At 66.4% G+C, this 25387-nt stretch carries 29 protein-coding genes; 18 read left to right on the top strand and 11 right to left on the bottom strand.

The genetic code is table 11. The features are described from left to right. The first annotated feature begins 94 nt into the window (after positions 1–94). Positions 95–712, top strand: coding sequence for a glutathione S-transferase family protein (locus tag ASE66_RS21870; RefSeq protein WP_057191790.1), 618 nt, complete (start codon positions 95–97; stop codon positions 710–712). 6 nt (positions 713–718) lie between these two features. Here ASE66_RS21870 and cynS read toward each other — a convergent pair whose 3' ends face one another. Together cynS and ASE66_RS21860 are read right to left on the bottom strand one after the other, a co-directional pair. Then, on the bottom strand, positions 719–1207 hold the full coding sequence (gene cynS / locus ASE66_RS21865; protein ID WP_057191789.1) for a cyanase: 489 nt from the start codon (positions 1205–1207) through the stop codon (positions 719–721). A gap of 103 nt (positions 1208–1310) precedes the next feature. Then, positions 1311–2252, bottom strand: a complete 942-nt coding sequence (locus ASE66_RS21860) for a pentapeptide repeat-containing protein (RefSeq protein ID WP_057191788.1) — start codon at positions 2250–2252, stop codon at positions 1311–1313. A 243-nt stretch (positions 2253–2495) separates the two neighbouring features. Between ASE66_RS21860 and ASE66_RS21855 the strand changes: the two genes are divergently transcribed. The 4 genes from ASE66_RS21855 (at position 2496) to rnk (ending at position 6177) form a co-directional block, all read left to right on the top strand. Continuing rightward, positions 2496–2864, top strand: coding sequence for a transporter (locus ASE66_RS21855; protein ID WP_057191787.1), 369 nt, complete (start codon positions 2496–2498; stop codon positions 2862–2864). Positions 2865–2986: 122 nt separating this feature from the next. Next, on the top strand, positions 2987–3979 hold the full coding sequence (locus tag ASE66_RS21850; protein WP_057191786.1) for an NAD-dependent epimerase/dehydratase family protein: 993 nt from the start codon (positions 2987–2989) through the stop codon (positions 3977–3979). Next, on the top strand, positions 3976–5424 hold the full coding sequence (locus ASE66_RS21845; RefSeq protein ID WP_057191785.1) for an aspartate aminotransferase family protein: 1449 nt from the start codon (positions 3976–3978) through the stop codon (positions 5422–5424). Before ASE66_RS21850 ends, ASE66_RS21845 begins: the two co-directional genes overlap by 4 nt. A 327-nt stretch (positions 5425–5751) precedes the next feature. Next, a complete protein-coding gene (gene rnk, locus ASE66_RS21840) occupies positions 5752–6177 on the top strand; it encodes a nucleoside diphosphate kinase regulator (protein ID WP_057191784.1) in 426 nt (141 codons plus the stop codon). A 6-nt stretch (positions 6178–6183) separates the two neighbouring features. Here the strand turns inward: rnk and ASE66_RS21835 are convergent, their stop codons facing one another. The 3 genes from ASE66_RS21835 to ASE66_RS21825 form a co-directional block, all read right to left on the bottom strand. After that, the gene (locus tag ASE66_RS21835; RefSeq protein ID WP_162262520.1) at positions 6184–7494 is read right to left on the bottom strand and encodes an FAD-binding oxidoreductase; all 1311 of its coding nucleotides are present in this window, start codon (positions 7492–7494) and stop codon (positions 6184–6186) included. Next, complete coding sequence (locus tag ASE66_RS21830; protein WP_057191783.1) at positions 7491–8411, bottom strand: UbiA family prenyltransferase; 921 nt, start codon at positions 8409–8411, stop codon at positions 7491–7493. The genes ASE66_RS21835 and ASE66_RS21830 overlap by 4 nt, the downstream gene beginning before the upstream one ends. 146 nt (positions 8412–8557) lie before the next feature. Next, on the bottom strand, positions 8558–9604 hold the full coding sequence (locus ASE66_RS21825; protein WP_200964627.1) for an MBL fold metallo-hydrolase: 1047 nt from the start codon (positions 9602–9604) through the stop codon (positions 8558–8560). A 94-nt stretch (positions 9605–9698) separates the two neighbouring features. Between ASE66_RS21825 and ASE66_RS21820 the strand changes: the two genes are divergently transcribed. Then, positions 9699–10625, top strand: coding sequence for a tyrosine recombinase XerC (locus ASE66_RS21820; RefSeq protein ID WP_057191782.1), 927 nt, complete (start codon positions 9699–9701; stop codon positions 10623–10625). Positions 10626–10706: 81 nt separating this feature from the next. Further along, positions 10707–11288 (top strand): DUF4337 domain-containing protein, encoded by a 582-nt coding sequence (locus ASE66_RS21815; RefSeq protein ID WP_057191781.1) that lies wholly within the window; start codon positions 10707–10709, stop codon positions 11286–11288. A 21-nt stretch (positions 11289–11309) separates the two neighbouring features. Here the strand turns inward: ASE66_RS21815 and ASE66_RS21810 are convergent, their stop codons facing one another. Next, on the bottom strand, positions 11310–12110 hold the full coding sequence (locus ASE66_RS21810) for an SDR family NAD(P)-dependent oxidoreductase (RefSeq protein WP_057191780.1): 801 nt from the start codon (positions 12108–12110) through the stop codon (positions 11310–11312). 208 nt (positions 12111–12318) lie between these two features. Between ASE66_RS21810 and ASE66_RS21805 the strand changes: the two genes are divergently transcribed. Genes ASE66_RS21805 through ASE66_RS21785 form a run of 5 tightly spaced genes read left to right on the top strand, consistent with a single transcriptional unit; the run spans position 12319 to position 14254 of the window. After that, a complete protein-coding gene (locus ASE66_RS21805) occupies positions 12319–12642 on the top strand; it encodes an ArsR/SmtB family transcription factor (RefSeq protein ID WP_057191779.1) in 324 nt (107 codons plus the stop codon). A gap of 17 nt (positions 12643–12659) precedes the next feature. Next, positions 12660–13070, top strand: a complete 411-nt coding sequence (locus ASE66_RS21800; RefSeq protein WP_156412281.1) for an SRPBCC family protein — start codon at positions 12660–12662, stop codon at positions 13068–13070. A gap of 35 nt (positions 13071–13105) precedes the next feature. Further along, the gene (locus ASE66_RS21795) at positions 13106–13327 is read left to right on the top strand and encodes a hypothetical protein (RefSeq protein ID WP_057191777.1); all 222 of its coding nucleotides are present in this window, start codon (positions 13106–13108) and stop codon (positions 13325–13327) included. Between the two features lie 10 nt (positions 13328–13337). Further along, positions 13338–13814 carry a DUF1801 domain-containing protein gene (locus tag ASE66_RS21790; protein ID WP_057191776.1) on the top strand — a complete coding sequence of 159 codons (477 nt, stop codon included), beginning with the start codon at positions 13338–13340 and terminating at the stop codon, positions 13812–13814. Between the two features lie 26 nt (positions 13815–13840). Beyond that, entirely contained in the window at positions 13841–14254 is a 414-nt protein-coding gene (locus ASE66_RS21785; protein WP_057191775.1) for a DUF1801 domain-containing protein, read from the top strand. Here the strand turns inward: ASE66_RS21785 and ASE66_RS21780 are convergent, their stop codons facing one another. The 5 genes from ASE66_RS21780 to ASE66_RS21760 all read right to left on the bottom strand — a co-directional run bounded on the left by ASE66_RS21780 (position 14255) and on the right by ASE66_RS21760 (position 20085). Continuing rightward, positions 14255–15652 carry an amidase gene (locus tag ASE66_RS21780; RefSeq protein WP_057191774.1) on the bottom strand — a complete coding sequence of 466 codons (1398 nt, stop codon included), beginning with the start codon at positions 15650–15652 and terminating at the stop codon, positions 14255–14257. A 28-nt stretch (positions 15653–15680) separates the two neighbouring features. Further along, positions 15681–16538, bottom strand: a complete 858-nt coding sequence (locus ASE66_RS21775; RefSeq protein ID WP_057191773.1) for an ABC transporter permease — start codon at positions 16536–16538, stop codon at positions 15681–15683. After that, entirely contained in the window at positions 16535–17482 is a 948-nt protein-coding gene (locus ASE66_RS21770) for an ABC transporter permease (RefSeq protein WP_057191772.1), read from the bottom strand. Before ASE66_RS21770 ends, ASE66_RS21775 begins: the two co-directional genes overlap by 4 nt. Before the next feature lie 228 nt (positions 17483–17710). Continuing rightward, positions 17711–19201 (bottom strand): ABC transporter substrate-binding protein, encoded by a 1491-nt coding sequence (locus ASE66_RS21765; protein WP_057191771.1) that lies wholly within the window; start codon positions 19199–19201, stop codon positions 17711–17713. A gap of 146 nt (positions 19202–19347) precedes the next feature. Beyond that, entirely contained in the window at positions 19348–20085 is a 738-nt protein-coding gene (locus ASE66_RS21760; RefSeq protein ID WP_082613632.1) for a GntR family transcriptional regulator, read from the bottom strand. Positions 20086–20246: 161 nt separating this feature from the next. Between ASE66_RS21760 and uxaC the strand changes: the two genes are divergently transcribed. The 6 genes from uxaC (at position 20247) to ASE66_RS21730 (ending at position 25386) form a co-directional block, all read left to right on the top strand. Next, positions 20247–21650 (top strand): glucuronate isomerase, encoded by a 1404-nt coding sequence (uxaC, locus tag ASE66_RS21755; protein WP_057191770.1) that lies wholly within the window; start codon positions 20247–20249, stop codon positions 21648–21650. Positions 21651–21661: 11 nt separating this feature from the next. Further along, complete coding sequence (gene kduI / locus ASE66_RS21750; RefSeq protein ID WP_057191954.1) at positions 21662–22498, top strand: 5-dehydro-4-deoxy-D-glucuronate isomerase; 837 nt, start codon at positions 21662–21664, stop codon at positions 22496–22498. Continuing rightward, entirely contained in the window at positions 22498–23262 is a 765-nt protein-coding gene (kduD, locus tag ASE66_RS21745) for a 2-dehydro-3-deoxy-D-gluconate 5-dehydrogenase KduD (RefSeq protein ID WP_057191769.1), read from the top strand. Before kduI ends, kduD begins: the two co-directional genes overlap by 1 nt. Next, on the top strand, positions 23259–23600 hold the full coding sequence (locus ASE66_RS21740; protein ID WP_057191768.1) for a cupin domain-containing protein: 342 nt from the start codon (positions 23259–23261) through the stop codon (positions 23598–23600). Before kduD ends, ASE66_RS21740 begins: the two co-directional genes overlap by 4 nt. A gap of 96 nt (positions 23601–23696) precedes the next feature. Next, positions 23697–24680, top strand: a complete 984-nt coding sequence (locus ASE66_RS21735) for a TRAP transporter substrate-binding protein (protein ID WP_057191767.1) — start codon at positions 23697–23699, stop codon at positions 24678–24680. 172 nt (positions 24681–24852) lie between these two features. Continuing rightward, entirely contained in the window at positions 24853–25386 is a 534-nt protein-coding gene (locus ASE66_RS21730) for a TRAP transporter small permease (RefSeq protein WP_057191766.1), read from the top strand. Position 25387 lies beyond the last annotated feature (1 nt).

Raw genomic sequence — 25387 nt, 5'->3', positions numbered from 1 at the left:
CCGGCGATATCAGGCCACTCCTGACAACTCCTGACAGATTCGAGCCCTATCAGTCTCGCCAACCGCTCAGGGAAACGCCGAAAGAGATACCGCCATGCTGACCTTCTACCACGCGCCGCAATCGCGCTCCTTTTCGATCCTCTGGCTGCTCGAGGAGCTCGGCCAGCCCTATGAGATGAAGCTCGTCGACATCCGCGCCGAAGGCGGCCCGCCGGAAAGCTATCGCGCCGTCCAGCCGCACAAGAAGGTGCCGGCGATCGTGCATGACGGCACGACCGTTACCGAGCGCGCCGCGATCTGCCTCTATCTCACCGAGCAGTTCCCGGACGCCGGGCTGGCTCCCGCCATTGGCGATGCCGACCGCTCGAGCTTCCTGACCTCGCTGGTCTATACCGACGCCGTGCTCGACCCGATCATCGCGACCGCGGTCCACAAATACCAGTACGAAGCGCGCAGCTTCTCCTTCGGCTCGCATGCCGACACGGTCGCCAACCTGGCGAAGAAGCTCGGCGAGCAGCCTTATGCGGCGGGCGAGCGCTTCACCGCCGCCGACACCCAGCTCGGCGCCGGCCTGCATTTCGGCATGAACATCGTCGGCGTGCTGCCGCGCCTGCCGGTGTTCGAGGCCTATATGGGCCGGATGCTCGAACGCCCTGCCCTGCAGCGGACCATGCAGAAGGACGGCACGCTCGAGCCCGGCCAGGTGCCTTGAACCGGATCAGTCTTCCTTGAAGCCGTAATCCGGGATGCCCTGCTCGTTGCCGTAGTATTTGTACGGCAGGAACTTGCCGGACATTGCGATCCTGACCCGGTCGCCTTTGGGGTTCGGCTCGCGCTCGAAGGCGATGTTGAAGTCGATCGCCGACATGATGCCGTCGCCGAACTCCTCCTCGATCAGCGCCTTCCAGGCGGGACCGTTGACCATCACCATCTCGTAGAAGCGGTAGATCAGCGGATCGGTCGGCGGCATCGGCGTGCCGGTGCCACGATAGGGCACTTCGTTCAGCATGCGCTTCTCGGTTTCCGAGAGGCCGAACAGGGTCGCGGCTTTCTCGGCGAGCGGCTTCACCAGCTTCATCTGGCCGAGCAAGGCGCCGATCACCAGCACCTCCGACATGCCGCCGATCTCGTCGGTGATGTGCTTCCAGCTCCAGCCCTTCTCGCGCTTGATGTCGAGAATCTTCTCGGTGAGCTCTTCGCGCTTCATCTCGTCCTCGCTTACCGCATCCGCTCATGGCGGCGTCGGCAGGAGGGCCAGCAAGGCACGGGCCAGAGCCGCCGGAGTAGATGAAGAGGCGGCGGTTGCTCAGTCAGCGCCGGCCGAAGCGCAACTGCTCCAGCGCCGCGATCTGCTGCGCGACCGGAGAGACCTGCGCCGCCAGCGAGATGCCCTCGAAATGCCGGCGTCCGCGGAAACGGGCGCGCTCGAAATTCGAGCGGCCGTCGAAGGCAGCATTGCTGAACCAGGCGCCGCGGTCGAAACGGGCGCCGGCGAAGCTCACCATCTGCCCGAAACGGGTCTCCTCGAAACCGGCATTGCCGGCGAATTCGGCCTCGCCGAAATCGGCGGCCCCGGCGAAGCGACAATCGCCGAAACCGGCCTCACCGGCATGGCGCACGCCGCGGAACTGCGTCACGCCGTCAAAGCGCGAGCCGCGGAACCAGGCGTCGCCGACGAACTCCGCCTCGACGAAGCAGGCCACGCCTTCGCAGCGCATGTCGCGAAACTCGGCCGTGCCATGCAGGGTCGCCGCGCCGAAATCCGCATCACCGGCGAAATGAGACCGGTCGAAGAAGGCGTCGGTACGGAAGCTGGCATCGCGGAAGCTGGCCGGGCCGTGGAAATGCGCCTCGGAAAACCAGGCGTCGCCGCAGAAGGCGCTGCCGGCAAAGCGGGCGGCCGCCGGAAAGATGATGCCGGCGACGTTGAAATCGCCCTCGAAGATCTCATCGACCAGCTCGACATCGGCGAAGAGGCGCCAGAGCGCGAGAAGCGCGCCATCGGCGCCGATCCGGCCGCGCAGGCGCAGCATCTCGCCGGCCCAGCCGTTCCAGCTTGCGGCGCCCTCGCCGAGCCGCGCCAATGTCGCCTCGCGCCGCGCCGCCATGAAGGCGGAGGCCTCGGGCCCGGCCGCGCCGAAACGCGCCGCGCGCTGCGCAGCGGCAAAGCCGGCCTGATGCGGCCGCGCCCAGGAATTCACCTGCAGGAGTTCGGCACGTGCATCGGGTACGAGCCGGAACAGGCTGGCCATGTTCGGAGGACGCCCTCGGTTAACAGTTCATTAGCCATATGCGAGCCGCCGACATCGTTCAATCGCTGCTTTTGTCATCGCGGCCGCTGACTTCGCGCTCTGACGCCCGCGCGCCCGCGAGTTTCATCGTTCGGCGCAGCACACTTTTAAGGTTACGGGCCGATAACCTTCTGTGGCGTAAGGCATTTGAAGTAGTTTCCGCGCGATCCATGGCTGCATCAGCCACGCGGAACCCCAGCGTCGATGAACGCCTACCTGCCTCTGATTCTGTTCACGGTGCTGACCAACGCAGCAGCGCAATTGATGCTGAAGCGCGGCATGGGCGGAGTCGGGGCGCTCGACGTCGGCAGTCATGGGCTGATTCCCACCGTCTTCCGCGTCGTCTTCAACCCGTTCGTCTTCGCGGGGCTATGCACCTTCGTGGTCAGCATGGCCTCGCACCTGATCGTGCTATCGAAAGTGCAGATCAGCTACGCCTACCCTTTCCTGAGCCTCGCCTACGTCGTGGTCGCGGTCTACGCCTACTTCGTCTTCCAGGAGGATCTGAGCCCGGCCCGCATCGCCGGCATCGGCTTCATCGTCCTGGGGACCATCTTCATCGCACAGAGCTGAGGGACGTCATGGACCTGTTCGCCCGCTTCATTCTCCGTCTCGGCGCTCTCTTCGCTCCGGTTCAGCCGCAGCTGAAGCCGATCCCGGTCCCGGCCCGACGACCCGACCAGCGACGCTGATCCATGAAGCACATCATCATCGGCGGCGACGGCTTCGTCGGCTCGCATCTGGCGGCGGATCTCGCAGGCATGGGCGAGGACGTCCTCGTCTGCGACATCCAGCAGAGCGCCCATCCGCACTACGGCGAGGTGCCGTTCCAGCGCGTCGACGTGACCGATCCGGCAAGCGTCGAGGCGATCGCGCTGGCGCCGGACGACCTCGTCTACAATCTCTCGGCCAAGATGCTGTCGCCGATCGTGACGCGGAAGGAGCGCCACGACTTCTTCTGGCCGGTGAACTATCACGGCACGCAGAACATCCTGAACTGGATGGAGACGAACGGCGCCAGCCGGCTCGTCCACTTCACCACCGACATGATCTACGGCCATTCGGTCACCGTCCCGCAGGACGAGACGCATCCGGCCAAACCGCTCGGCGAATATGGCGAGAGCAAGCTCGCGACCGAGACGCTCTGCCAGAGCTATCGCGACAAGGGCTTTCGCATCCCGATCTTCCGGCCGCGCCTGATCATCGGGCCGGGCCGCCTCGGCATCCTGGTCAAGCTGTTCAAGCTGATCGACATGAACCTGCCGGTGCCGATGATCGGCTCGGGCAACAATCCCTATCAGTTCATCTCGGTCTTCGACTGCGCCAGCGCCTGCATCGCTGCCTGGAAGGCCAATTTCCCCAACAGCGCCTATAATCTCGGCTCGGACGACCCGCCGCCGGTGAAGAAGCTGCTCGGCGACCTGATCCGGCATGCCGGCTCGAAATCGATCCTGCTGCCGACGCCGGCCTCGCTGGTCAAGCTGACGCTGAACGGTCTCGATGCGATCAACCTGCCGATCATGGACCCCGAGCAGTACATGATCGCCGACGAGATCTGCATCCTCGACACCTCCAGGGCCAAGCGCGAGCTCGGTTGGGTGCCGAAACACCGCGACGAGGACATGCTGCTGGCGGCCTACACCGAATACCGCAAGACCAAGGACGAGCTGAGGAGGAAGGCCGCATGAGCATGCCCGCCTACAAGACGGACGAGGCGGCTCCGCAGCCCTCGCGCCCGCAATTGATCAGTGTCGAGGCTGCCAAGCAGCTCGACGCCCAGCAGGTGAAGGAGCTCTTCACCGCCCATATCAACCCGGGCCAGGTGCATTTCCTCAAGCTGCTCGGCTTCGACAGGATCATCGTCGATCGCGCCGAGGGCATGCATTACATCACCAGGGACGGCCGCAAGATCCTCGATTTCTTCGGCGGCTTCTGCTCGGTCGCTTTCGGCCACAACCATCCGCGCATCGTCGCGGCCCGGAAGAAATTCCAGGACGAGAACCGCCATGAGATCTGCATGGCGTTCATGTCGCAATATGCTTCGGCCCTGGCGAAGAACCTCGCCACCATCGCACCGGGCGATCTCGACATGGTCTTCCTGGGCTCGACCGGTTCGGAGGCGATGGAAGCCGCGTTGAAGGTCGCCGAGCAGGCGCAGGGGCCGGGCAAGTCCAAGATCCTGCACGCCGCCAATTCCTTCCACGGCAAGACCAAGGGCGTGCTCTCGATCACCGATTCCAGCCTCTACCAGTCCGGGTTCAAGCTGGTCGAGAACCGGGTGAAGGTGCCCTTCGGCGACATCGAGGCGGTGCGCCAGGCGCTGGAAAGCGATCCTTCCATCGGCATCGTCGTCATGGAGACGATCCAGGGCGGCGGCGGCATCGTCGAGGCGCCCGATGGCTTCTGGCGGCAATTGCGCGCGCTCTGCGACAAGCACGGCGTGCTCTGGGTCGCCGACGAGGTGCAATGCGGGCTCGGCCGCACCGGCCAGTTCTTCGCCTTCGAGCGTGACGGCGTCGTCCCGGACGTGACCGCGCTCGCCAAGGCTCTCGGCGGCTCGAAGGCAGCGATGGGTGCGATGATCGCCCGCCGCGAGCTCTACATGAAGGCCTATGGCAAGCCGAAGACGGCGCTGATCCATGCCCAGGCCACCTTCGGCGGCATGGGCGAGGCCTGCGTCTCGGCCATCGAGGCTCTCAACGTCCTCTATGACGAGGACCTGATGGGCAATGCCAAGCGCCAGGGCGACTACCTGATCGAGCGCCTGAACGAGCTTCGCGCCAAGCACCCGACCCTGCTCAAGGAGATCCGCGGCCGCGGCCTGATGATCGGCGTCGAGTTCCAGGACATCAGCGAGACCATGCCCTTCGGCGTCAAGCACATGGTCGCGCTGCTCGACGACAAGTTGAAGGGCTCGCTCTGCGGCTTCATCGGCGCGCTGCTGCTGAAGGATTACGACATGCTCGTCGCCTTCACCGAGTACAACCGCAACGTCATCCGGCTCGAGCCGCCGCTGATCGTCACGCGCGAGCAGTGCGATGAGTTCATCGACGCGCTCGACGACCTGCTCTCGCGCGGCATCACCCGCATCGTCACCGACTATCTGCGCAAGGTCGCGGTGGCGAAGGGCTGAGCCGGGTTGACGACCCCGCTTGTCGAAGGGCCGGCTCGCGCCGGCCCTTTTGCTTTGGGCAGCACGGTCGGTCAGCCTTGACAGCAAGGCCTAAGCCCCCAACTCTATGACTATGACGACGAAGTGCAGCCTCGTGATCCGGATCGCCCCGATCGCGGAATTCTAGCCCCGGACTCGGCCCGAGCGCGCCCCGAGTCCTGGGGTGCCGTCGATGCTGTCTTTCGTCACCGCAGCACGACACCAAGGCGTCTCCCCTAGAAAAACCCTTTGAATTGGCCGGTCGCGCTCTGTCGCCGCCGTCGCGCGCGTCATCGCAGGATACAAACCATGACCCAGTTGCCCCAGAAGACCCATCGCAAGCCGAAGATCATCGTCGGCGAAATCGACCATGAGCGCCTGACCGGCCTCGCCACCACCGCGCTCGAGCGCGTGCCTGAGGTCGCCGAAGAGCTGCTCGCCGAGATGGACCGCGCCAAGGTCGTCGCGCCAGGGAAGGTGCCGGCCGACGTCGTGCGCATGGGCTCCTTCGTCACCTTCGACTCCGACAGCGCCCAGCATCGCCGCGTCCAGCTCGTCTATCCCGGCGAGGCGGATATCGAGCAGGGCCGTATCTCCGTGCTGACCCCGATCGGCGCGGCGCTGATCGGCCTCGCCGCCGGCCAGTCGATCGCCTGGACCGCCCGCGACGGCAAGAAGCATGTGCTGACGGTGACGGCGGTCGAGCAGCCGGAGCCGGCGCTGGCGGCCTCGTAAGCCGTGTCAGGCGGCGGTCACCCGCCGCCAGAAGCTCGACGAGAAAGCGGGATCAGCATGGCGCGCGAAGTCGCGCCAGTGCGGGAACGAAGCCTCGAAGGTCGCTGCCGACATCCGCGCGTCCTTATAAGGGTTGACCCGCCCGCCGGCCTCGATCGCGATGCGGTCGAGCGCATCGAGCAGCTTGAGGGTGCGCTCGCCGCGATGCGGGAAATCGAGCGTGAGCGTCGCGCCGGGGATTGGAAACGACATCATTCCCGGCGACGGCACGTCGCCGAACAGCTTCAGCACGGTGAGGAAGGAGCTTTCCCCCGCCCTCAGCGTCAGGTGCAGCATCGCCTCGACCGCCTCGCGCGCGGTCGCCATCGGCACGGCGCACTGGAACTGGCGCAGGCCTCTGGGCCCATAGGCGCGGTTCCAGTCACGGACGCGATCGAGCGGATAGAAGAAGGGGCGATAGGCGATGCGCCGGGGCTCGGGCGTCCGCGGCTGGGCGGCGCGATAGAGCGCGTTGAAGGCCCGCAGGCTCAGCCGGTTGATCAGCGGGAAAGCTGGCCTCAGCGGGAACGGCAGGGTCGGTCCGACCTTCGCCGGCGGAACATCGGAGGCCGGCGCATGGTTGGCGCGGAAGAACACGCCACGGCCGAAATTCCGGCCGCCGGCGAGTGAATCGATCCAGGCGACAGTGTAGTCATGCGTCGCGTCGGATTCGGCGGCGATATCGAAGAAGCCGCCCAGCCCATCGAACCGGACCGCCTCCTGCAGCATCTCCGAGGAGGTCACCGGCATCAGTTGCAGCTCGATCCGCGTGATCAGCCCGGTCAAACCCATCCCGCCGATCGTCGCGGCGAAGAGTTCGGCATTCTCAGTCGGCGTGCAGGTCAGGACCGGGCCGTCCGATCTCGCCAGCTCGAAACTGCGGACATGCCGGCCGAAGGTGCCGGCGCGGTGATGGTTCTTGCCGTGGACGTCGTTGGCGAGCGCCCCCGCGATGGTGACGAGGCTGGTACCGGGCGTCACCGGCGGGAACCAGCCGGCCGGGACGCAAAGCTTCAGCACCTCGTCGAGCAGCACCCCGGCCTCGCAGACCATGAGCCCGGTCTCGACGTCGAAGGAGAGAATCCGCCCGAGGCGGCGCGCCGCGATCAGGCCCCCGCCATCGTTCAGGCAGGAATCGCCATAGGAACGGCCATTGCCATAGGCCAGCACCGGCTGATCGTTCCGGCGCCCGGCGAGCCAGTCATCCGGTTCGATAAGGGCGGAATCCGTGGCCTCCAGCCCGCCCCAGGAGCGCAAGACAGCGCGCTCCCCGCTCACGGCAGCACTTTCGCTCCGACCATGACCAGCACGACGACCGCGCCCATCAGCTGGCTGCGCCAATCCCGGATCATGAACATCAGCGGATCGTCCGGCATGTTGCCGCGCCTGGCCAGGAACCACATGCGCGCTATCTGGTAGAGGATGATCGGGCAGACCAGCCAGATCATTTCGGGATGACGGTAGAGCTGCTTGACCGCGGCGCTGTCGACATAGAGCGCCATGATCAGCGCGCAGGTGCAGCCCGAGGCCATGCCGAGCTGCGACAGCGCCTCGATATCCTCGGCCTGGTAGCCGCGGCCCGCCTTCTTCAGCCCGGACTGGTCCTGGGTGATCCGCAGCTCGGCATAGCGCTTCATCAGCGCCAGACTCAGGAACAGGAACATCGAGAAGGCGAGCAGCCAGGACGAGATTGGAATCGCAGCCGCCGCGTTGCCGGCGATGATGCGCACCGTGTGCAGGGCGGCGAGGCCGAGCACGTCGACCAGCAGTTTGCGCTTCAGCACGAAGAGATAGGCGAGCGCCAGCACGAGATAGCCGCCCCAGGCCATCAGATAAAGCTCCGGCCGCGGCAGCAGCGCCGTCAGGGCGCCGGAGGCGATCAAGAGGCCGGGCACCATCGCATAGGCCTGGCCCTTGGTGATCTCGCCGGCCGCGAGCGGGCGCTTGCACTTGGTCGGGTGGCGCCGGTCGGCCTCGACGTCCTTGATGTCGTTGAGCAGGTAGATCGCCGACGCCATCAGCGAGAAGGAGACAAACGCGACGAGGCCGTAGAACAGCGCATGCGAGGCGAAGACATCGTGGTTGAGCAGGATCGGCACGAAGACGAGCCCGTTCTTTGCCCAATGATGCGGACGCATCGCCCGAAGCATCGCCGGTAGAGCCATCGTCCTCGTCTTCGTCAGCCTGCCGAACACATGACACGGCTCGGTCCGGTTTGTTCCGAACCGCCCGCGCGCTCATCGCGTGTATTGATGCGGCGGGGAATCCTAATTCCGCGTGGACCGGCAGGTCCAGCCGGGCCGCCTTCTCGGATCATCCTTAATTTTCAAATGCTCCGACCTCAGGCGGCCGCCATGACCCGCATGATCCCCGCCTGCGACTCGGCCCAGCGCAGCTCGCCCAGCCGCAGCATCGCGTTCACATGCGCGAAGACCTCGCTGAAGGCGAAGGAGAGCTGATGCGGGTCGAGCGGCCGTGTGAACATCACCGGCACCAGTTCGGCGACCGAATGCGGCCCCTTGGCGACCGCTCCGGCGATCAGACGGCAGCGTTCGGCGTGATGGGCGGCGAGCGCGGCGCAGCGCTCGGCAAGACCGTAGAACGGCAACTGGTGCCCGGGGAGCACCAGCGTCCCCGGCGGGATCGCCCGCGGCAGCGTTGCCAGCGAGCGCAGATAGAGGCCGAGCGGGTCACCCTCGGGATCGACCGCCCAGACACTGATGTTCGGCGTGATCTTGGCCAGCACCTGGTCTGCCGCCAGGAAGACGTTGGCTTCAGGACAATGGAACATCAGCTGCTCCGGCGCATGGCCGTCCCCCGACAGCACGAAGAAATCGCGCCCGCCGATCTTCAGGACGTCGCCCGCGACGACCCGGGTGAAGGTCGGCGGCAGCGGCGTCACCTGTTTGAGGTAGCCATGGCCCAGCGTCGAGACGACCGAAGTCACCTCGGCGGAAAGGCCGTGGCGCAGGTAGAAATCCCTGTAGACCGGCGCTTCGGAGGCCCCCGGGCTCAGCGAGATGTTGAGGCAGCCGAGATAGCTGGTCTGGCTGGTCAGAAGCGGCGTGCCGAAGCGCTCATGCAGCCAGCCGGCGAGCCCGATATGGTCGGGATGGAAATGCGTGACGAAGAGCCGGGTCAGCCGCTTGCCGGCGAGCGCACCCGCCATCAGCGCGAGCCAGGCCTGCCTGGTCGCCTCGTCGCCAATGCCGGTGTCGATCACCGCGAAGCCGTCGCCATCCTCGATCAGGTAGATGTTGACGTGGTCGAGCCGGAACGGCAGCGCGATCCTCGCCCAGAAGATGCCGGGCGCGACCTCGATCAGCTGGCCGGGCGCCGGCGGTTCGGGAAAGGGGAAGATCAGGCCGTGCGGGTCGGGAGCGTGCAATTTGGTCAGCCCTGAACAATGTCTGCAGGGTTCATAGCAGGCTGTGATCGAGCCCGACAACGGTTGTTAAGCCTCGCGCGGCAAGATCGGCGGCATGAGCGATTTCGATACCCTCCGACGCGACTGGCTCAGCCATCTCGGCCATGAGCGCCGGCTCTCGCCGAAGACGCTCGAGGCCTATGGCCGCGATATCGACCAGTTCGCCACCTTCCTGACCCACCATCTCGATGCTGCCCCGAGCCTGAAGGCAGTCGCCGCCCTGAAGCCGGCGGATCTGCGCGCCTTCCTCGGCTATCGCCGCCGCGACGGCGTCGGCAACCGCACGCTGATGCGCCAATTGGCGGCCCTGCGCTCACTGGCGCGCTTCGGCGAGCGCAGCGGCCGGTTGACGGCGGCCGCCTTCGCCGCGACGCGCGGGCCCCGGCTCGGCAAGGGCCTGCCCCGCCCGCTCGACGCCAAGGCGGCGGCGGCGGTGACCAAGGCCGACAGCCGCGCCGGCGAGGAACGGCCCGAATGGGTGCTGGCGCGCGATGCCGCCGTGCTCTCCTTGCTCTATGGCAGCGGCCTGCGCATCTCCGAGGCGCTCGGCCTGACGCGCTTCCAAGCGCCCGTGAGCAGCGCCGATGCGCTGACCGTGCTCGGCAAGGGCGGCAAGACCCGGATGGTGCCGGTGCTGCCCATCGTGGTCGAATCGATCGCCACCTATCTCGCGCAATGCCCGTGGCGGCTCGCGCCGGAGGGGCCGCTCTTCGTCGGCGTCAAGGGCGGGCCGCTTTCACCGCGCATCATCCAGCTCGCCGTCGAGGGCCTGCGCGGCTCGCTCGGTTTGGCCAGCAGCGCGACGCCGCATGCGCTGCGCCACTCCTTCGCTACCCATCTCCTCGGCCGCGGCGGCGATCTGCGTGCGATCCAGGAGTTGCTCGGGCACGCCTCGCTCTCGACGACGCAGATCTACACCCGGATCGATTCCACCCGCCTGCTCGCGGCCTATGATTCCGCCCATCCCCGCGCCCGGGGATAGTCTGCCCGTCTCCGCGAAAGCGTCTTGATTCCGTCACCCGACCCAGCCATCACGCAGGGCTTTTCCGGGGGGAATCAGTTCGTGGCCTCAGCTGCACCAGACGTCACCGAAGACAATCAGCCGGCCAGCAAGACCAACAAGCGCATCGCCCTCCTGATCGGCATTCTCGCGCTCTTGCTCGCCTTCTCCGAGATCGGCGGCAAGAACGCCGAGCAGGACGCGCTGTCCAAGAACATCGAGGCCTCCAATCTCTGGGCCTTCTTCCAGGCCAAGACGATCCGCGGCACGACGCTACGCACCGCCGCAGAGGCGATGGAGGTCGAGCTCGGCAATGCCACCGAGCCGGCGGCACGCGAACGCCTGCAGAAGCGCATCGACAGCTGGAAGGCGACGATCGCCCGCTATGAGTCGGAGCCCGAAACCAATGAGGGCCGCAAGGAGCTGATCGCCCGCGCCAAGGCGGCCGAAGCCCGGCGCGACATCTCCAGCGCCCGCGACGACAAATACGACATCGTCTCGGGCCTGCTGCAGATCGCCATCGTCGTCGCCTCGGCGGCGATCATCACCGGCGTCGCCCTGCTCGCCTGGACCGGCGTCGGCCTCGGAGTGCTCGGACTCGCGCTGATGATCATCGCCGAGGTCGCGCCGACCGCGCTGTTCTAGCCGGCGAGCGGGCGCGACCGCTCAGTAGTGGATCGCGCCCTTCGAGCCGCCGCCGCAGGCGATCGCGTCGCCATTGATGGCGACGCTGCGCGGTGAGGCCAGGAAGGCGACGATGTCGGCGACCTCGGCCATGTCGACCAGCCGGCCGATCGTGACATTGGCGGCCATGCGGCGCTCGACCTCTTCCGGCGCCAGCCCGGACGCCGCCACCCGCGCCGCGACCACGCCCGGCGTCTTCTCGGTGCGGGTCGTGCCGGGATGCACCACGGTGACGTTGATGCCCTTCGGGCCGAGTTCGTCGGCGAGGTTCTTGGTCAGCGCCGCGACGGCCACATTGCGGATCGAGCCGATAGTCGAGCCGGTCAGGCGCGCCGCCAGCCCGCTGATATTGATGATCCGGCCCCAGCCATTGGCCTCCATCACCGGCGCCGCCTCGCGGGCCATGCGCAGATAGCCCATCACCTTGACGTTGACGTCGTCGAAGAACAGCGCGTCGGTGATCTCGGCGAGTTTGGGCGGCGTCGCCTGACCGCCAGGCTTGGCCGCGGCGTTGACGAGGATGTCGAGCCCACCCAGCGCCGCGACGGTGCCGGCGACCAGCGCCTTGACCGAGGCATCGTCCTGCGTATCGACGGTGAGACCGACGACCTTGCGGCCGGTCTCCTGCGCCAACTCGGCAGCGGCGGCGTCGAGCTCCGCCTGGTTGCGCGCGGCGATGACCACATCGACGCCTTCCAGCGCCAGCTGCCGGGCGATGGCGCGGCCGATTCCCTTGCTGCCGCCGGTGACCAAAGCGCGTTTGCCGTTCAGCATCAGATCCATGGTGAAGTCCCTCGAAGGCAGGATCGCAGGGACATCCCGGCAGGGAAGCCGGGGCGCCCCGCGGTTTCGCCAGGCATCCTGCTGGAACGGCGAGACAGGGTCCAGCGCGCCCGCCGCGCCCCTGCCCCGCACCATCAGCGAAAGCGCTTGACCAACTCATATCTCTGTGGTTATGAATAAATCCATAGCCAACGGGTTATTGATCTAGATGCAGGATGCGCATGACCTCCTCTTCAGGACACTCGCCGACCCGACGCGGCGCGCCATCTTCGAGCGCCTGTGCCGGGACGGCGAGCAGACGGTCGGGGCGCTGACGGCGCAGGCCGGTGTCTCGCAACCGGCGGTCTCGAAACATCTCGGCGTGCTGAAGCAGGCCGGGCTGGTGCGCGACCGGCATGCCGGCCGCCAGACCCATTATAGCGCCCAACTCGGCGCGCTCTCCCCGCTGATCGACTGGACCAGCCAGATGGCCGGGTTCTGGGAGGCGCGGTTCGACGACCTTGAAAATTTGCTTGGGAGAATGGACCAGTGAACACCGCCGCAACGCAAATGCGCTCCGTCGTCGTCGAGCGCGAGATCGCCCACCCTCCGGAAAAGCTCTGGCGGGCGCTGACGCAGCCGCACCTGATCGCGGAATGGCTGATGAAGAACGATTTTTCGCCGGTCGTCGGACATCGCTTCAACCTGCGCGGCGAATGGGGCGGCGTGCTCGATTGCGAGGTTCTCGACATCGAGCCGAACCGGACGCTGTCCTACAGCTGGGACTTCGCCCATGACGACCCCGCCTTCGACATGAAGAGCACGGTGACCTTCACCCTCACCGCTACGCCCAAGGGCACTTTGCTACGCATGGAGCAGGCAGGCTTCCGGCCGGAGCAGAAGCAGGCTTTTGGCGGTGCCAAGGCCGGCTGGCAGGCTTTCTTCGGCAAGCTCGAAGAGCTGCTGGCCCGGGCAGAGTGACCATGTCGGCTGTCATATTTGGAAAGGAGGTACCCGTGACCTGGAGCAGCGCTATTCGGCAGGGCCATCGCTGGCTCGCCCTCATCTTCACGGCGACCGTCATCGCCAATTTCATAGCCATGGCGCTGGGACCGCCGCCGGCCTGGATCGTCTACTCACCGCTGCTGCCGCTCTTCCTGCTGCTGTTCTCGGGCCTCTATATGTTCGTGCTGCCCTACACCGCCGGCTGGCGGAATGGGCGACGGGCTGGCGGATAGGAGTCGGGACATGGCGGGCAAGACCACCAAAGCATCGGCGAAGAAGACAGCGACGAAGGCGGCAGGAGAGGCCAGCGCGAGCGCTGGCCCTGTTCTCCTCTCCGGCGGGAATCCGCAAATCGCGAAGGGTTATGGCGATGCGCCGGTGCAGGCCTATATCGCCGCCATGCCGGGCTGGAAGAGCGGGCTCGGAGCCCGCTTGGACGCATTGATCACCAGCGCCGTGCCCGGCATCAGGAAAGCGGTGAAATGGAACTCGCCGCTCTATGGGCTCGAAGACGATTACTGGTTCCTCGGCATCCATGTCTTCGCGAAATACGTGAAGGTCGCCTTCTTCCGCGGCGCCTCTCTCGACCCCGTCCCGCCCGGCACCTCGAAGCAGAAGGAGGTACGCTATCTCGACATCCGCGAGGACGACGGTCTCGACGAGGCGCAATTCACTGCCTGGGTGAAGCAGGCCGCTGCCATGCCCGGCGAGAAGATGTGAACGGCAGTCTTAAGGATATCGGCCCGATGAAGCAGGCGAACGACAAGACGGACGACGGAGCCTCGGCCTCCGAACTGATCGACGCCCGGATCGCGGAACTGACTGACTGGCGCGGCACAGCACTCGCCAAGGTCCGCGCGATCATCCGGCAGGCCGATCCCGAGGTCGTCGAGACCTGGAAATGGCGCGGCGTCCCGGTCTGGGAACATGCCGGCATCATCTGCACCGGCGAGACCTACAAGGCCGCGGTGAAGCTGACCTTCGCCAAGGGCGCCTCGCTGCCCGATCCCTCAGGCCTGTTCAATTCCAGCCTCGATGGCAACACGCGGCGCGCCATCGACATCCATGAGGGCACTGCGATCGACAAAGCAGCGCTGACGGCGCTCATCCGCGCAGCCGTGGCGCTCAACACGGCTGGGAAAAAGTCGAAGAAAGCTTGATTAACCCGCATTCTGCGGAGCGCGCGGCCACTCCGGCCCATCACCACGCAAACGCTCCCATGCCCGCGCCATTTGCAGCACGCCGAGATCGTCGAAGCGCTTGCCAGTGATCTGCAGGCCGATCGGCAGGCCCGACGCCGTCATGCCGGCATGCACCGAGATCGCCGGCTGGTCCGACATGTTGGCGGCGACGGTGAAGACGATGTGCTCGAAGGGCCGCTCAGGATCGTCGAGCGGCGATGCCAGCTCGGCGGGAAAACTCGGCACCGGCGAGACCGGCGAGAGCACATAGTCGAAGGGAGCGATTGCCTTCAGCCCCGCATGGCGGATCGCCAGCATCTGGCTCATGCCGCGATGGACCTGCGCGCCAGTAAGCGCCCTCCCCCGCTCGGCCCAGGCGTAGATATAGGGCAGCACCTTGTCCTGCCGTTCCCGCGGCAGCGAACCGATCTCGGCCCAGGCGCGCTGGCGCCAGAAATCGTCGAGCCCGTCGAGCATGTCCTGCGTCAGGAAGGGCGGCGCCAGCTCGACGATCGCACCCGCCTTGCGGAAGGCATCGGCCGCCTTGGCGACCGCTGCCCTCACTTCGGGCTCGACCGGCAGGCCGATGCCGGCTTCGAGCTGAAGTCCGATCCTGAGCCCGCGTGGCTCGCGCTCGAGCTCGCCCCAGGCGATCTCCTGCGGCGGCAGGCACATCGGGTCACGCTCGTCGGGTTTCGACAGTTCGCTCATCATCAACGCGGCATCGGCGACAGTGCGCGTCATCGGCCCGGCGACACGGCCGTAATAGGTCGGGTCGATCGGCACGCGGCCGAAGCTCGGCTTCAGGCCGACCAATCCGCACCAGCCGGCCGGCAGCCGGATCGAGCCACCGATATCGGTGCCGACATGTAAGGGGCCGTAGCCTGCCGCCCCCGCAGCGCCCGCCCCGGCCGAGGAGCCACCGGGGTTCTTCGAGAGATCGAACGGGTTGCGCGCCAGCTCGTGGAAGCTCGACAGGCCGGAGGAGAGCATGCCGTAATCGGGCATCGTCGTCTTGGCGAGGATGACGCAGCCGGCCTCGCGCAGGCGCTGCGCCGGCGGCGCGTCGGCCGCGGCTGGGTTGAGCTCCATCGCCGCCGTGCCCAGCGGAACGGCTGTGCCCTTGGTCGCGATGTTCTCCTTGATCGTGCAGGGCACGCCGTCGAGCGCCAGCGCCTCGCCCCGGCGCCAGCGGCCCTCGCTCGCCTTCGCCGTGGCGCGGGCGCCATCGGGGTCATAGGCGTAGAGCGCCTTCAGCGACGGCTCCCAGAGTTCGATGCGCTGGATCACCGCCTCGGTGACCTCGACCGGCGAGAGCTCGCGCGAGCGGAAGGCCCTGAGCATGTCGACGGCGCTGAGATCGGCGAACTCGATCATGGGTGAGACTCCGCAAGCATATCCATAATCAATCCCGCGAACGGCGCATGCGCGGATCGACCGCGTCGCGCAAACCATCGCCCAGCAAATTGAAGGCCAGTACCGAAAGCGCGATCGCCGCGCCGGGGAAAATCGCGAGCCAGGGCTGCGCCGCCATGAAGGTCTGCGCCTCGTTGAGCATCCTGCCCCAGCTCGGCGCCGGCGGCTGCGTGCCGAGGCCAAGATAGGACAGACCGGCTTCGGCGAGGATGGCGAGCGCGAACTGGATCGTCGCCTGCACCACCAGCACGCCGGCGATATTGGGCAGGACATGCTGGCGCGTGATCGCCATCTCGGTCAGCCCGGCCGCGCGCGCCGCCAGCACATAATCGAGCGCCCAGCATTGCAGCGCCGCCCCGCGCGCCAGCCTGGCGAAATAGGGCAGGCTGAACAGCGCGATCGCGATCACCGCATTCATCATGCCGGGTCCCCAGACCGCGCTGATCATGATCGCCGAGAGCACAGCCGGAAAAGCGTGGCTGAAATCGGCCATGCGCATGATCAGGTTGTCGAGCCAGCCGTCGCGCCGGATTGCGGCGATCAGCCCGAGCGCGCTGCCGGCCGTCAGGCCGAGACCAACCGCACCGAGGCCGACCGCGAGCGAATTGCGGGCACCGACCATGATCATCGAGAACACGTCGCGGCCGAACTGGTCGGTACCGAACCAGTGCTCGGCCGAAGGCGGCCGCAAGCGCTTCAGGATCGCCATCTGCGTCGGCTCATAAGGCGTCCAGAGATAGGAGATCAGCGCCATCGCGACGACGAGCCCGCCAAGCAGCAGGCCGGCCAGGAAGGACGGCCCGGCCCACCAGCGCCGCGGGCGGGAACGTGGCGCGATTACGCTCATGACGCCTGCCGCAGACGCGGATCGATCAGCCCGTAGAGCAGCTCAATCGCGAAGTTGATGAAGACGACCAGGCCTGCAAACAGCATCACCAGGTCCTTGACCACGATCAGGTCATGCTGCGCGATCGACTGGAAGACGAGCCGGCCGAGTCCCGGCAGGGCGAAGACGTTCTCGATGATGATCGCACCGGCCAGCAGCACCGAGAATTGCAGTCCGAGCACGGTGACGACCGGAATCAGCGCGTTGCGCAGGACATGGCGCAACATGGTGCGCCGCCGGCTCACACCCTTGGCGCGGGCAGTGCGGACATAGTCCTCCTGCATGGTCTCGAGCATGGCCGCGCGGGTGACGCGCGCGAGGATCGCCGCCTGCGGCAGAGCGAGCGCGACAGCCGGCAGCAGCAGCGCCTTGAGCGCCGGCCAGAAGCCGGCCTGCCAACCCGGGAAGCCCCCGGCCGGCAGCCAGCCGGCACCGACGGCGAAGACCAGCACGAGCAGCAGGCCGAACCAGAAATTCGGGATGGCGAGCCCGGCCTGAGCGAAGACCATCACCGCCGCATCGCCGGTGCGGTTGTGATTGGCCGCGGCGAGCGCACCGAGCGGAATTCCGATAGCTGAAGCGAGCAGGATCGCCATGGAAGCGAGCGGCAGCGTCACCACCATGCGCTCTCCGATCAATTGCGTCACCGGCACGCGATAGGTGTAGCTGAGGCCGAGATCACCGGTGAGCAGCCCGCCGATCCAGCTGAAGAAGCGCAGCAGCGCCGGCTGGTCGAGCCCCATCTCGGCCCGCAGCGCCGCGAGCGCTTCGGGCGCCGCGTTGAGCCCGAGCGTCACCGCCGCCGGATCGCCCGGCAGTATCTCCAGCACGAGGAAGATGACGATCGCCGCGCCGAGCAATGTCGCGACGAACGAGAGGAGGCGACGGAGCAGGTAGGTGGTCATTCGCCACTCTGCTGGCTCTGGCCGGACGAGGCGACGCGAAACGGATTTGAGAGGCGCGGGGAACCCTTCTCCCGTGTGGGAGAAGGGCAGGGATGAGAGCCTGCCCCAACTACAATGGGCGCTACGGCGACGCTTCGCTTATCGATCAGCGGCGGTCCCTCACCCCTGCCCCTCTCCCATCCGGGAGAGGGGTTCCCTGCGGATGTCCCGATCGTCATCGCAAAACACCTACCGCCAGCGCACCTCCGCCAGCGGCGTCAGCGGCAGCGGCCAGTCCGTCCACATGCCGTCGAGATCGGCCTTCGTCACCGTGATCTTCGGCAGGATGAACAGGAAGCCGTTGACCGCATCGCGCGCCAGCATGCGCTGGGCATCGCCATAGAGCTTGTTGCGCTCGGCCTCGTCCACCGTGCGGTCGATCCTCTCGATCAGCGCCTTGAACTCGGGATTGCGGTATTGGAAATAGTAGTCGTCGCGGGCGTAATTGGCGATGTCGAGCGGCTCGGTGTGCGAGATGATGGTGAGGTCGAAATCCCTGGCCTTGAACACCCGCTCCAGCCATTGCGGGAATTCCAGCGGCTCGATCTTGGCGGTGATCCCGATCTGCGCCAAGAGCGCCGCGACGATCTCGCCGCCGCGCCTGGCATAGGCCGGCGGCGGCAGCCGCAGCGTGCATTCAAAGCCGTTCGGCAAGCCCGCGGCCGCGAGCAGGCTCTTCGCCTTGGCGAGATCGACCGGATAGGTCTGGGTCAGGTCGACATAGGCCGGGTGCAGCGGCGAGAAATGACTGCCGATATAGTCGAGGTCGAAGCCGTAGATGCCGAGCGCGATCGTCTTGCGGTCGAGCACATGCGAGATCGCCTGGCGCACCCGGATATCGCTGAACGGCGCCTTGGCGTTGTTGATGGCGAGGATGGTCTCGCCCTCGGTCTTGCCGAGCGTGACCTTGAGCTTGGGATCCGCCTTGAGTTGGGGGATCGCCTCCGGCGCCGAGAGATTGGTGAAGGCGTCGATATCGCCGGCCCGCAGCGCCGCAACCTGCGCTTGCGGATCGGAGATGAAGCGGAAGGTCGCCTTGGCGAGAGAGGGCTTGGCGCCCCAGTACTCGTCGTTGCGCGCCAGCTCGAGCCGGTCGCCGCGATTCCAGCGCGCGAGCTTGAACGGGCCGGTGCCAACCGGGTTGGTCTTGTTGTTCGCTGCCGTCGCGGGCGAGACGATAATCGCATCGCCCCAGGCGAGGCCGTAGAGGAAATTCGCGGCCGGCTGTTTCAGCTTGATCGTGAGCGTGATCGGCTCCGGCGCCTCGATGCTCTCGATCGGCGCGAAGATCCAGCGCTGGGCGTTGGTCGAATCCGGCGCCACCGCCCGCTCGAAGGAGAATTTGACGTCGCGCGCGGAGAACGGCGTGCCATCATGGAAGCGCGCATTCGGCCGGAGCTTGAACCTGTAGGTCAACCCATCGACGGAGATCGTCCAGCTCTCGGCGAGCGACGGCACGAGCTTGCCGGTGCGGTCCATCGCCACCAGCCCTTCGAAGATATTCTGCAGCACAACCTCGCGGATCGCCTGCGCCGCGCCCGAGGTCGGATCGAGCGTCGGCGGCTCCAGCGTCATTCCGACGGTGATGCTATCTTTCGCCTGGGCGAAGGCGGCGAGCGGAAGCTGGGTTGCGAGCGCGGTGAGGCCCGCTCCCGCCAGAAGATCGCGCCGCGTCGTCATCGTCCTGCCTCCATGTCGTTGCGGCGCAAGATGGCGCGGGAACGAAGCGGGAGGCAAGAGTGCTGAAGGGCANAAGCTCCGATAGCGCCTCTCGTCACGAGATTCTCGGGTCTGCGCTTCGCTTCGCCCGAGAATGACGACCTAGATCACACGAAATAATCCGGATAGCTCGCCTTGAGGTGCACGAGATCGGGCAGCAGCGTGCCGAGATGCTGGCGCATCGCGACCACCGCGGCCGAGGCGTCGCGCCGCCTGATCTCGTCGACGATGGCGAGGTGCTCGCGGATCACCATCGCCATCCGCCCCGGCACCGGCAATGTCATCCGCCGGCAGCGGTCGATCTGGCTCTTCGCCGCCTGGGCGAGCTTCCAGACGCCGGGATAGCCCGCGATGTCGGCAAGCACCTCGTGAAAATCCTCGTCGGCGAGATGGAAACGCTCCTGATCGTTCGCCTCGTGCGACTCGTGCAGGACGGCGATCGTCGCGTCGAGCCGGGCGATGTCCTCCGCGGTCGCTATTCGCGCCAGTACCTCGACCGTGGCGCATTCCAGCGCCTGGCGGATGAACACCGCCTCGGGGATCGCTCCGATCGGGATGCGGGCGACGAAGGTACCGGCCTGCGGGAAAATCTCGACGAGCCCCTCCTCCTTCAGCCGAATCAGCGCTTCGCGCACCGGCGTGCGACTCATGCCGAAGCGGGTGGTGAGGTCCTTCTCGGAAAGCGCCACGCCGGGCCGAAGCACCATGTCGAGGATCTCGCGGCGAAGCTCGTCCTGCACGACGGAAGCGGCCGTGGCACGGCCTGCCGACGCTCCGGCCAGGCGTTGCGGCTTGCGCTCGCGGCGCGAGGCCCCGGCCTCGCCTATCCCTAGCGCCTCCGACATCGTCCTATCCCGGCCATGATCACTCCCTTATTGGACCACGATGCGTGCTGCGCGGCCAATCGGGACGTAACACGGCCGAGCATCGCAAACTAGTATATTAGTATATTGACGCGCTACCAACGCCGGCCCTATGGTCCGGCCCATCAGAGGAAACGCCAGCAATGCTGCTGCACGACGATCGTCTTTTGCCTGCCGAGCCAGTGACGCGCGGGATCGCGCGCCGCCTCTATGCCGGCATCCGCGACCTGCCGATCATCTCGCCGCACGGCCACACCGATCCGCGCTGGTTCGCCGAGGACAAGCCCTTCCCCGATCCGGCGACACTGTTGGTGAAGCCGGACCACTACATCTTCCGCATGCTCTATTCGCAGGGCATCCGGCTCGAGCAGCTTGGCATTGCCCGAAAGGACGGCGGTGAGGTCGAAAGCGATCCGCGCAAGATCTGGAAGCTCTTCGCCAGCAACTGGCATTTGTTCAGGGGCACGCCGACCCGGCTCTGGTTCGAGCACGCCGCCTTCTCGACCTTTGGCATCACCGAGCGGCTTTCGGCCGAGAGCGCCGACCGGATCTATGACCGCATCGCCGAGCAGCTGGAGCAGGACGCTTTCCGCCCGCGCGCTTTGTTCGAGCGCTTCAAGATCGAGGCGATCGCCACGACCGAAGGCGCGCTCGATCCGCTGACATGGCACGACATGATCAGGGAGTCCGGCTGGGGCGGCAAGGTCGTCACCGCCTATCGTCCCGACAGCGTCGTCGACCCCGAGTTCGAGGGCTTCAAGGGCAATCTCGATCAGTTCGGCGAGTTGACAGGCGAGGATGTCACCAGCTGGAACGGCTATCTCGAAGCCCACCGCAAGCGCCGCGCCTATTTCATCGAACGCGGCGCGACCTCCTCCGACCACGGCCATGCCACGGCCCGCACCGCCAACCTGACCGCGGCCGAATGCGAGAAGCTCTTCGGCAAGATCCTGAAGGGCAAGTTCTCGGCCGAGGACGCCGATCTCTTCCGCGGCCAGATGCTGACCGAGATGGCGAAGATGAGCCTCGATGACGGGCTCGTCCTGCAGATCCACCCCGGCTCCCATCGCAACCACAACCCGCATCTGTTCGAGCAGTTCGGCCGTGACATGGGCTCCGACATCCCGCGCGGCCTGGACTATGTCTCGGCGCTGAAGCCCCTGCTCGACGCGGTCGGCAATGAGCGCAACCTCACGGTCATCGCCTTCACCCTCGACGAGACCGTGTATTCGCGCGAGCTCGCCCCGCTTGCCGGCCATTACCCGGCGCTGAAGCTCGGACCCGGCTGGTGGTTCCTCGATGCGCCCGAGGCGATGCTGCGCTTCCGCGAGCTCACCACCGAGACCGCCGGCTTCTACAACACGGTCGGCTTCAACGACGACACCCGCGCCTATCTCTCGATCCCCGCGCGCCACGACGTCGCCCGCCGCTGCGATTGCGCCTACCTCGCCAAGCTCGTCGCCGAGCACCGTCTCGACGAGGAAGAAGCGGCCGAAGTCGCCCATGATCTCGCCTACCGCCTGGCCAAGGAGGCCTACCGCCTGTGACCAGCGCCACCATGACGATCGACGAACGCCAGGCCGCCCATCCCCGTGATGTGCGTGGCTACGACACCGAGACGCTGCGCCAGGACTTCCTGATCGAGCGCATCTTCGTGCCGGGCGAGGTCGCGCTGACCTACAGCCATTATGACCGCATGATCGTCGGCGGCGCGATGCCGGCCGCCAAGCCGCTGACGCTCGATCCGTTCCCGCCGACCGGCACGCCCTTCTTCCTGGCGCGCCGCGAGCTCGGGGTGATCAATCTCGGCGGCGCCGGCTCGGTCACAGTCGACGGCGAGCGCTTCGACTTGCCCAGTCTTGATGCGCTCTATGTCGGGCTCGGAGCGAAGGACGTCTCCTTCGCCAGCGCCGACCCGGCGAACCCGGCAAAGTTCTATTTGACCAGCGCGCCGGCGCACCGCGAAGCCAAGCACCAACTCATCCGCAAGGAAGACGCCAACACCATCCATCTCGGCGCGAGCGAAACCTCGAACAAGCGCACCATCCGGCAATACATCATGCCGAACACCACCGGCACCAACCAGCTGGTGATGGGCATGACGGCGCTGGAGCCCGGCTCGGTCTGGAACTCCATGCCCTGCCACACCCACACCCGGCGGATGGAGGCCTATCTCTACTTCAACCTCGATCCGGCCCACCGTGTCTTCCACTTCATGGGCGAGCCGCAGCAGACCCGCCACCTCCTCGTCGCCAACGAGCAGGCGGTGATCGCGCCGAACTGGTCGATCCATTGCGGCTGCGGGACCTCGAACTATTCCTTCGTCTGGGCCATGGCCGGCGACAATGTCGAGTTCACCGACATGGACGCCGCCCCGGTGGATACGCTGCGCTGATGACGACGCGCTCGCCCTTCTCGCTGGAAGGCCGCACGGCGCTGGTCACCGGCGCCAACACCGGCATCGGCCAGGGCATCGCGCTGGCGTTGGCGCAGGCCGGCGCCAGCGTCGTCGCCGCCGGGCGCTCGAGCATGGCCGAGACGGAACAGCTGATCGCCGAGGCCGGCGGAACCTGCTTCGCACTTCAGGCCGACCTCCAGCAGAACGGCATCGCGGCGCGCGTCATCGAGCAGGCCTCGGAGCTCGCCGGTCCGCTCGACATCCTCGTCAACAATGCCGGCATCATCCGCCGGGCCGACGCACTCGATTTCAGCGAGAGCGACTGGGATGAGGTGATGAACCTCAACCTCAAGGCCAACTTCTTCCTGGCCCAGGCCTTCGCCAAGGCGGCGCTCGCCACCGGTCGCGGCGGGCGGATCGTCAATATCGCCTCGCTGCTCTCTTTCCAGGGCGGCATCCGCGTCGCCTCCTACACGGCGAGCAAGAGCGGGCTCGCCGGCCTGACGCGGCTGCTCGCCTGCGAGTGGGCGGCCAAGGGCATCAATGTCAACGCGATCGCCCCCGGCTATGTCGAGAGCAACAACACGCAGGCCTTGCGCGCCGATCCTAGCCGCAACACCGCGATCCTCGCGCGCATCCCGGCCGGGCGCTGGGGCAAGCCATCGGATATCGGCGGCGCGGCGGTGTTCCTGGCGAGCGACGCGGCGGCCTATATCCACGGCGCGATCCTTCCTGTCGACGGAGGCTGGCTGGCCCGATGAGCGACCGTCTCAACGCCTTCTTCCAGCATGACGCCGGGATCGCCTGGGAGCCGACAGAGCCCGGTGTGAAACGCAAGATCATGGCCTATGGCCCGGACCTGATGGTGGTGCGCGTCGCCTTCGAGACCGGCGCCGTCGGCAAGGCGCACCAGCACCCGCACCGTCAGGCTTCTTACGTCGAGAGCGGCGTGTTCGACGTCACCATCGACGGCAAGACCAGCCGGCTTGCTGCCGGTGACACCTTCTTCGTGCCCGAGAACCTCGTCCACGGCGTCGTCAACATCGAGGCCGGGCAGTTGATCGATTCCTTCACACCGATGCGGACGGAATTTCTGTGAGAACTCGCCGTGCCGGCCGTGCCGGCGCGGCTCCCGTCAGGGGACAAGAACGACCGGAATAAGCCGGCGATCATTTTGGGGAGAGGAAATAAGACCATGTTCAATCGACGGAGTTTCTCCGCGCTCGCCGGCGTCGCCTTCGCCGCGCTGCTCGCGACCTCGGCTCAGGCGCAGAACGTCACCCTGCGCTCGACCGACATCCACCCGACCGACTATCCGACGGTCGAGGCCGTCCGCCACATGAGCAAGCTGCTCGAGGAACGCACGCAAGGGCGGATCAAGATCAACGTCTTCCATTCGGCCCAGCTCGGCCAGGAGAAGGACACGATCGACCAGACGCGCTTCGGCGTCATCGACATCAACCGCATCAACATGGCGCCGTTCAACAACCTGATCCCGGCGACCAACGTGCCGTCGCTGCCCTTCATCTTCCGCTCTGTCGACCACATGCGGAAGGTCATGGACGGCAAGATCGGCGATGACCTGCTGAAGGACTTCGAGAAGCACGACCTGATCGGCCTGGCCTTCTACGATTCCGGCTCGCGCTCCTTCTATAATTCCAAGAAGGCGATCAACACGCCCGCCGACATGAAGGGCATGAAGATCCGCGTGCAGCAGTCTGACATGTTCGTCGCGCTGGTCTCGGCTCTCGGCGCCAACGCCACGCCGATGCCGTTCGGCGAAGTCTACTCGGCCCTGCAGACCGGCGTCATCGACGGCGCCGAGAACAACTGGCCGTCCTATGAATCGACCCGGCATTTCGAGGTCTCGAAGTTCTATTCGGTGACCGAGCACTCGCTCTCGCCGGAGGTGCTGGTGATGTCGAAGAGGAGCTTCGACAAGTTCAACGCCGCCGACCAGGCGCTGATCAAGGCTGCCGCCAAGGAATCGGTCGCCAAGATGCGCGAGCTCTGGGACGCCCGCGAGAAGGCCTCCGAAGCCAAGGTCAAGGCCGGCGGCGCCCAGGTCAACACGGTCGAGAAGCAGCCCTTCATCGACGCGATGAAGCCGGTCTACGAAAAATTCGTCACCGACGCGAAGCTCAAGGACATGGTCGCCGCCATCCAGGCGGTGAAGTGAGCTGACTCCCGGGGGCGGCCTCCGGGCCGCCCCGCCCGATTTTGTCATCCCGGACAAGCCGCGAAGCGGCGCCGATCCGGGATCCATGCCTGAACCGTTCCGGCATGGATCCCGGGTCTTCGCTTCGCTGCGCCCGGGATGACTCGAAAAATTAGACAGAACCGGACATCCCATGCACGCCTTCACCGCGCTTCTGACGCGCCTCGGCGCCAAGCTCAGCCTCTATGCCCTGTTCACCGCCGGCACCGGCCTCGTCCTCATGACGATCATGGTCGCCTGGGGCGTGTTCGGCCGCTATGTGCTGAACGACACGCCGATCTGGGTCGAGGCCGGCTCTCTTTTCCTGATGTCCTGGTTCATCCTGCTCGGCGCCGCCGTCGGCGTGCGCGAGAGCGACCATCTCGGCTTCGAGGTCGGGCTCGTGATGTCGCCGCCGCGTTTGCGGGCCGCGCTCGTTCTCATCGGCGAGGGCCTGGTCTGCCTCTTCGGCCTGGCGATGCTCGGCTATGGCACACAGCTCGCCGCCGGGACCTGGAGCGACCGCATGCCGATCATCGGCATCTCCCGCGGCTGGGACTATGTCCCAATCGCCGCCGGCGGCGCCCTGATCGCCCTGTTCGCGCTCGAGAAGATGCTGCTCTTCGTCACCGGCGAGAAGCAGGCCCCGCTCGGCTTCGGCCATTTCGGCTCCGAGCAGGAGGTCTGAT

The sequence above is a fragment of the Allobosea sp. Root483D1 genome (assembly GCF_001429505.1).
Taxonomy (GTDB): domain Bacteria; phylum Pseudomonadota; class Alphaproteobacteria; order Rhizobiales; family Beijerinckiaceae; genus Allobosea.
Note: the sequence above shows the minus strand (reverse complement) of the source record. Positions and strands in the feature narration are given on the sequence as shown.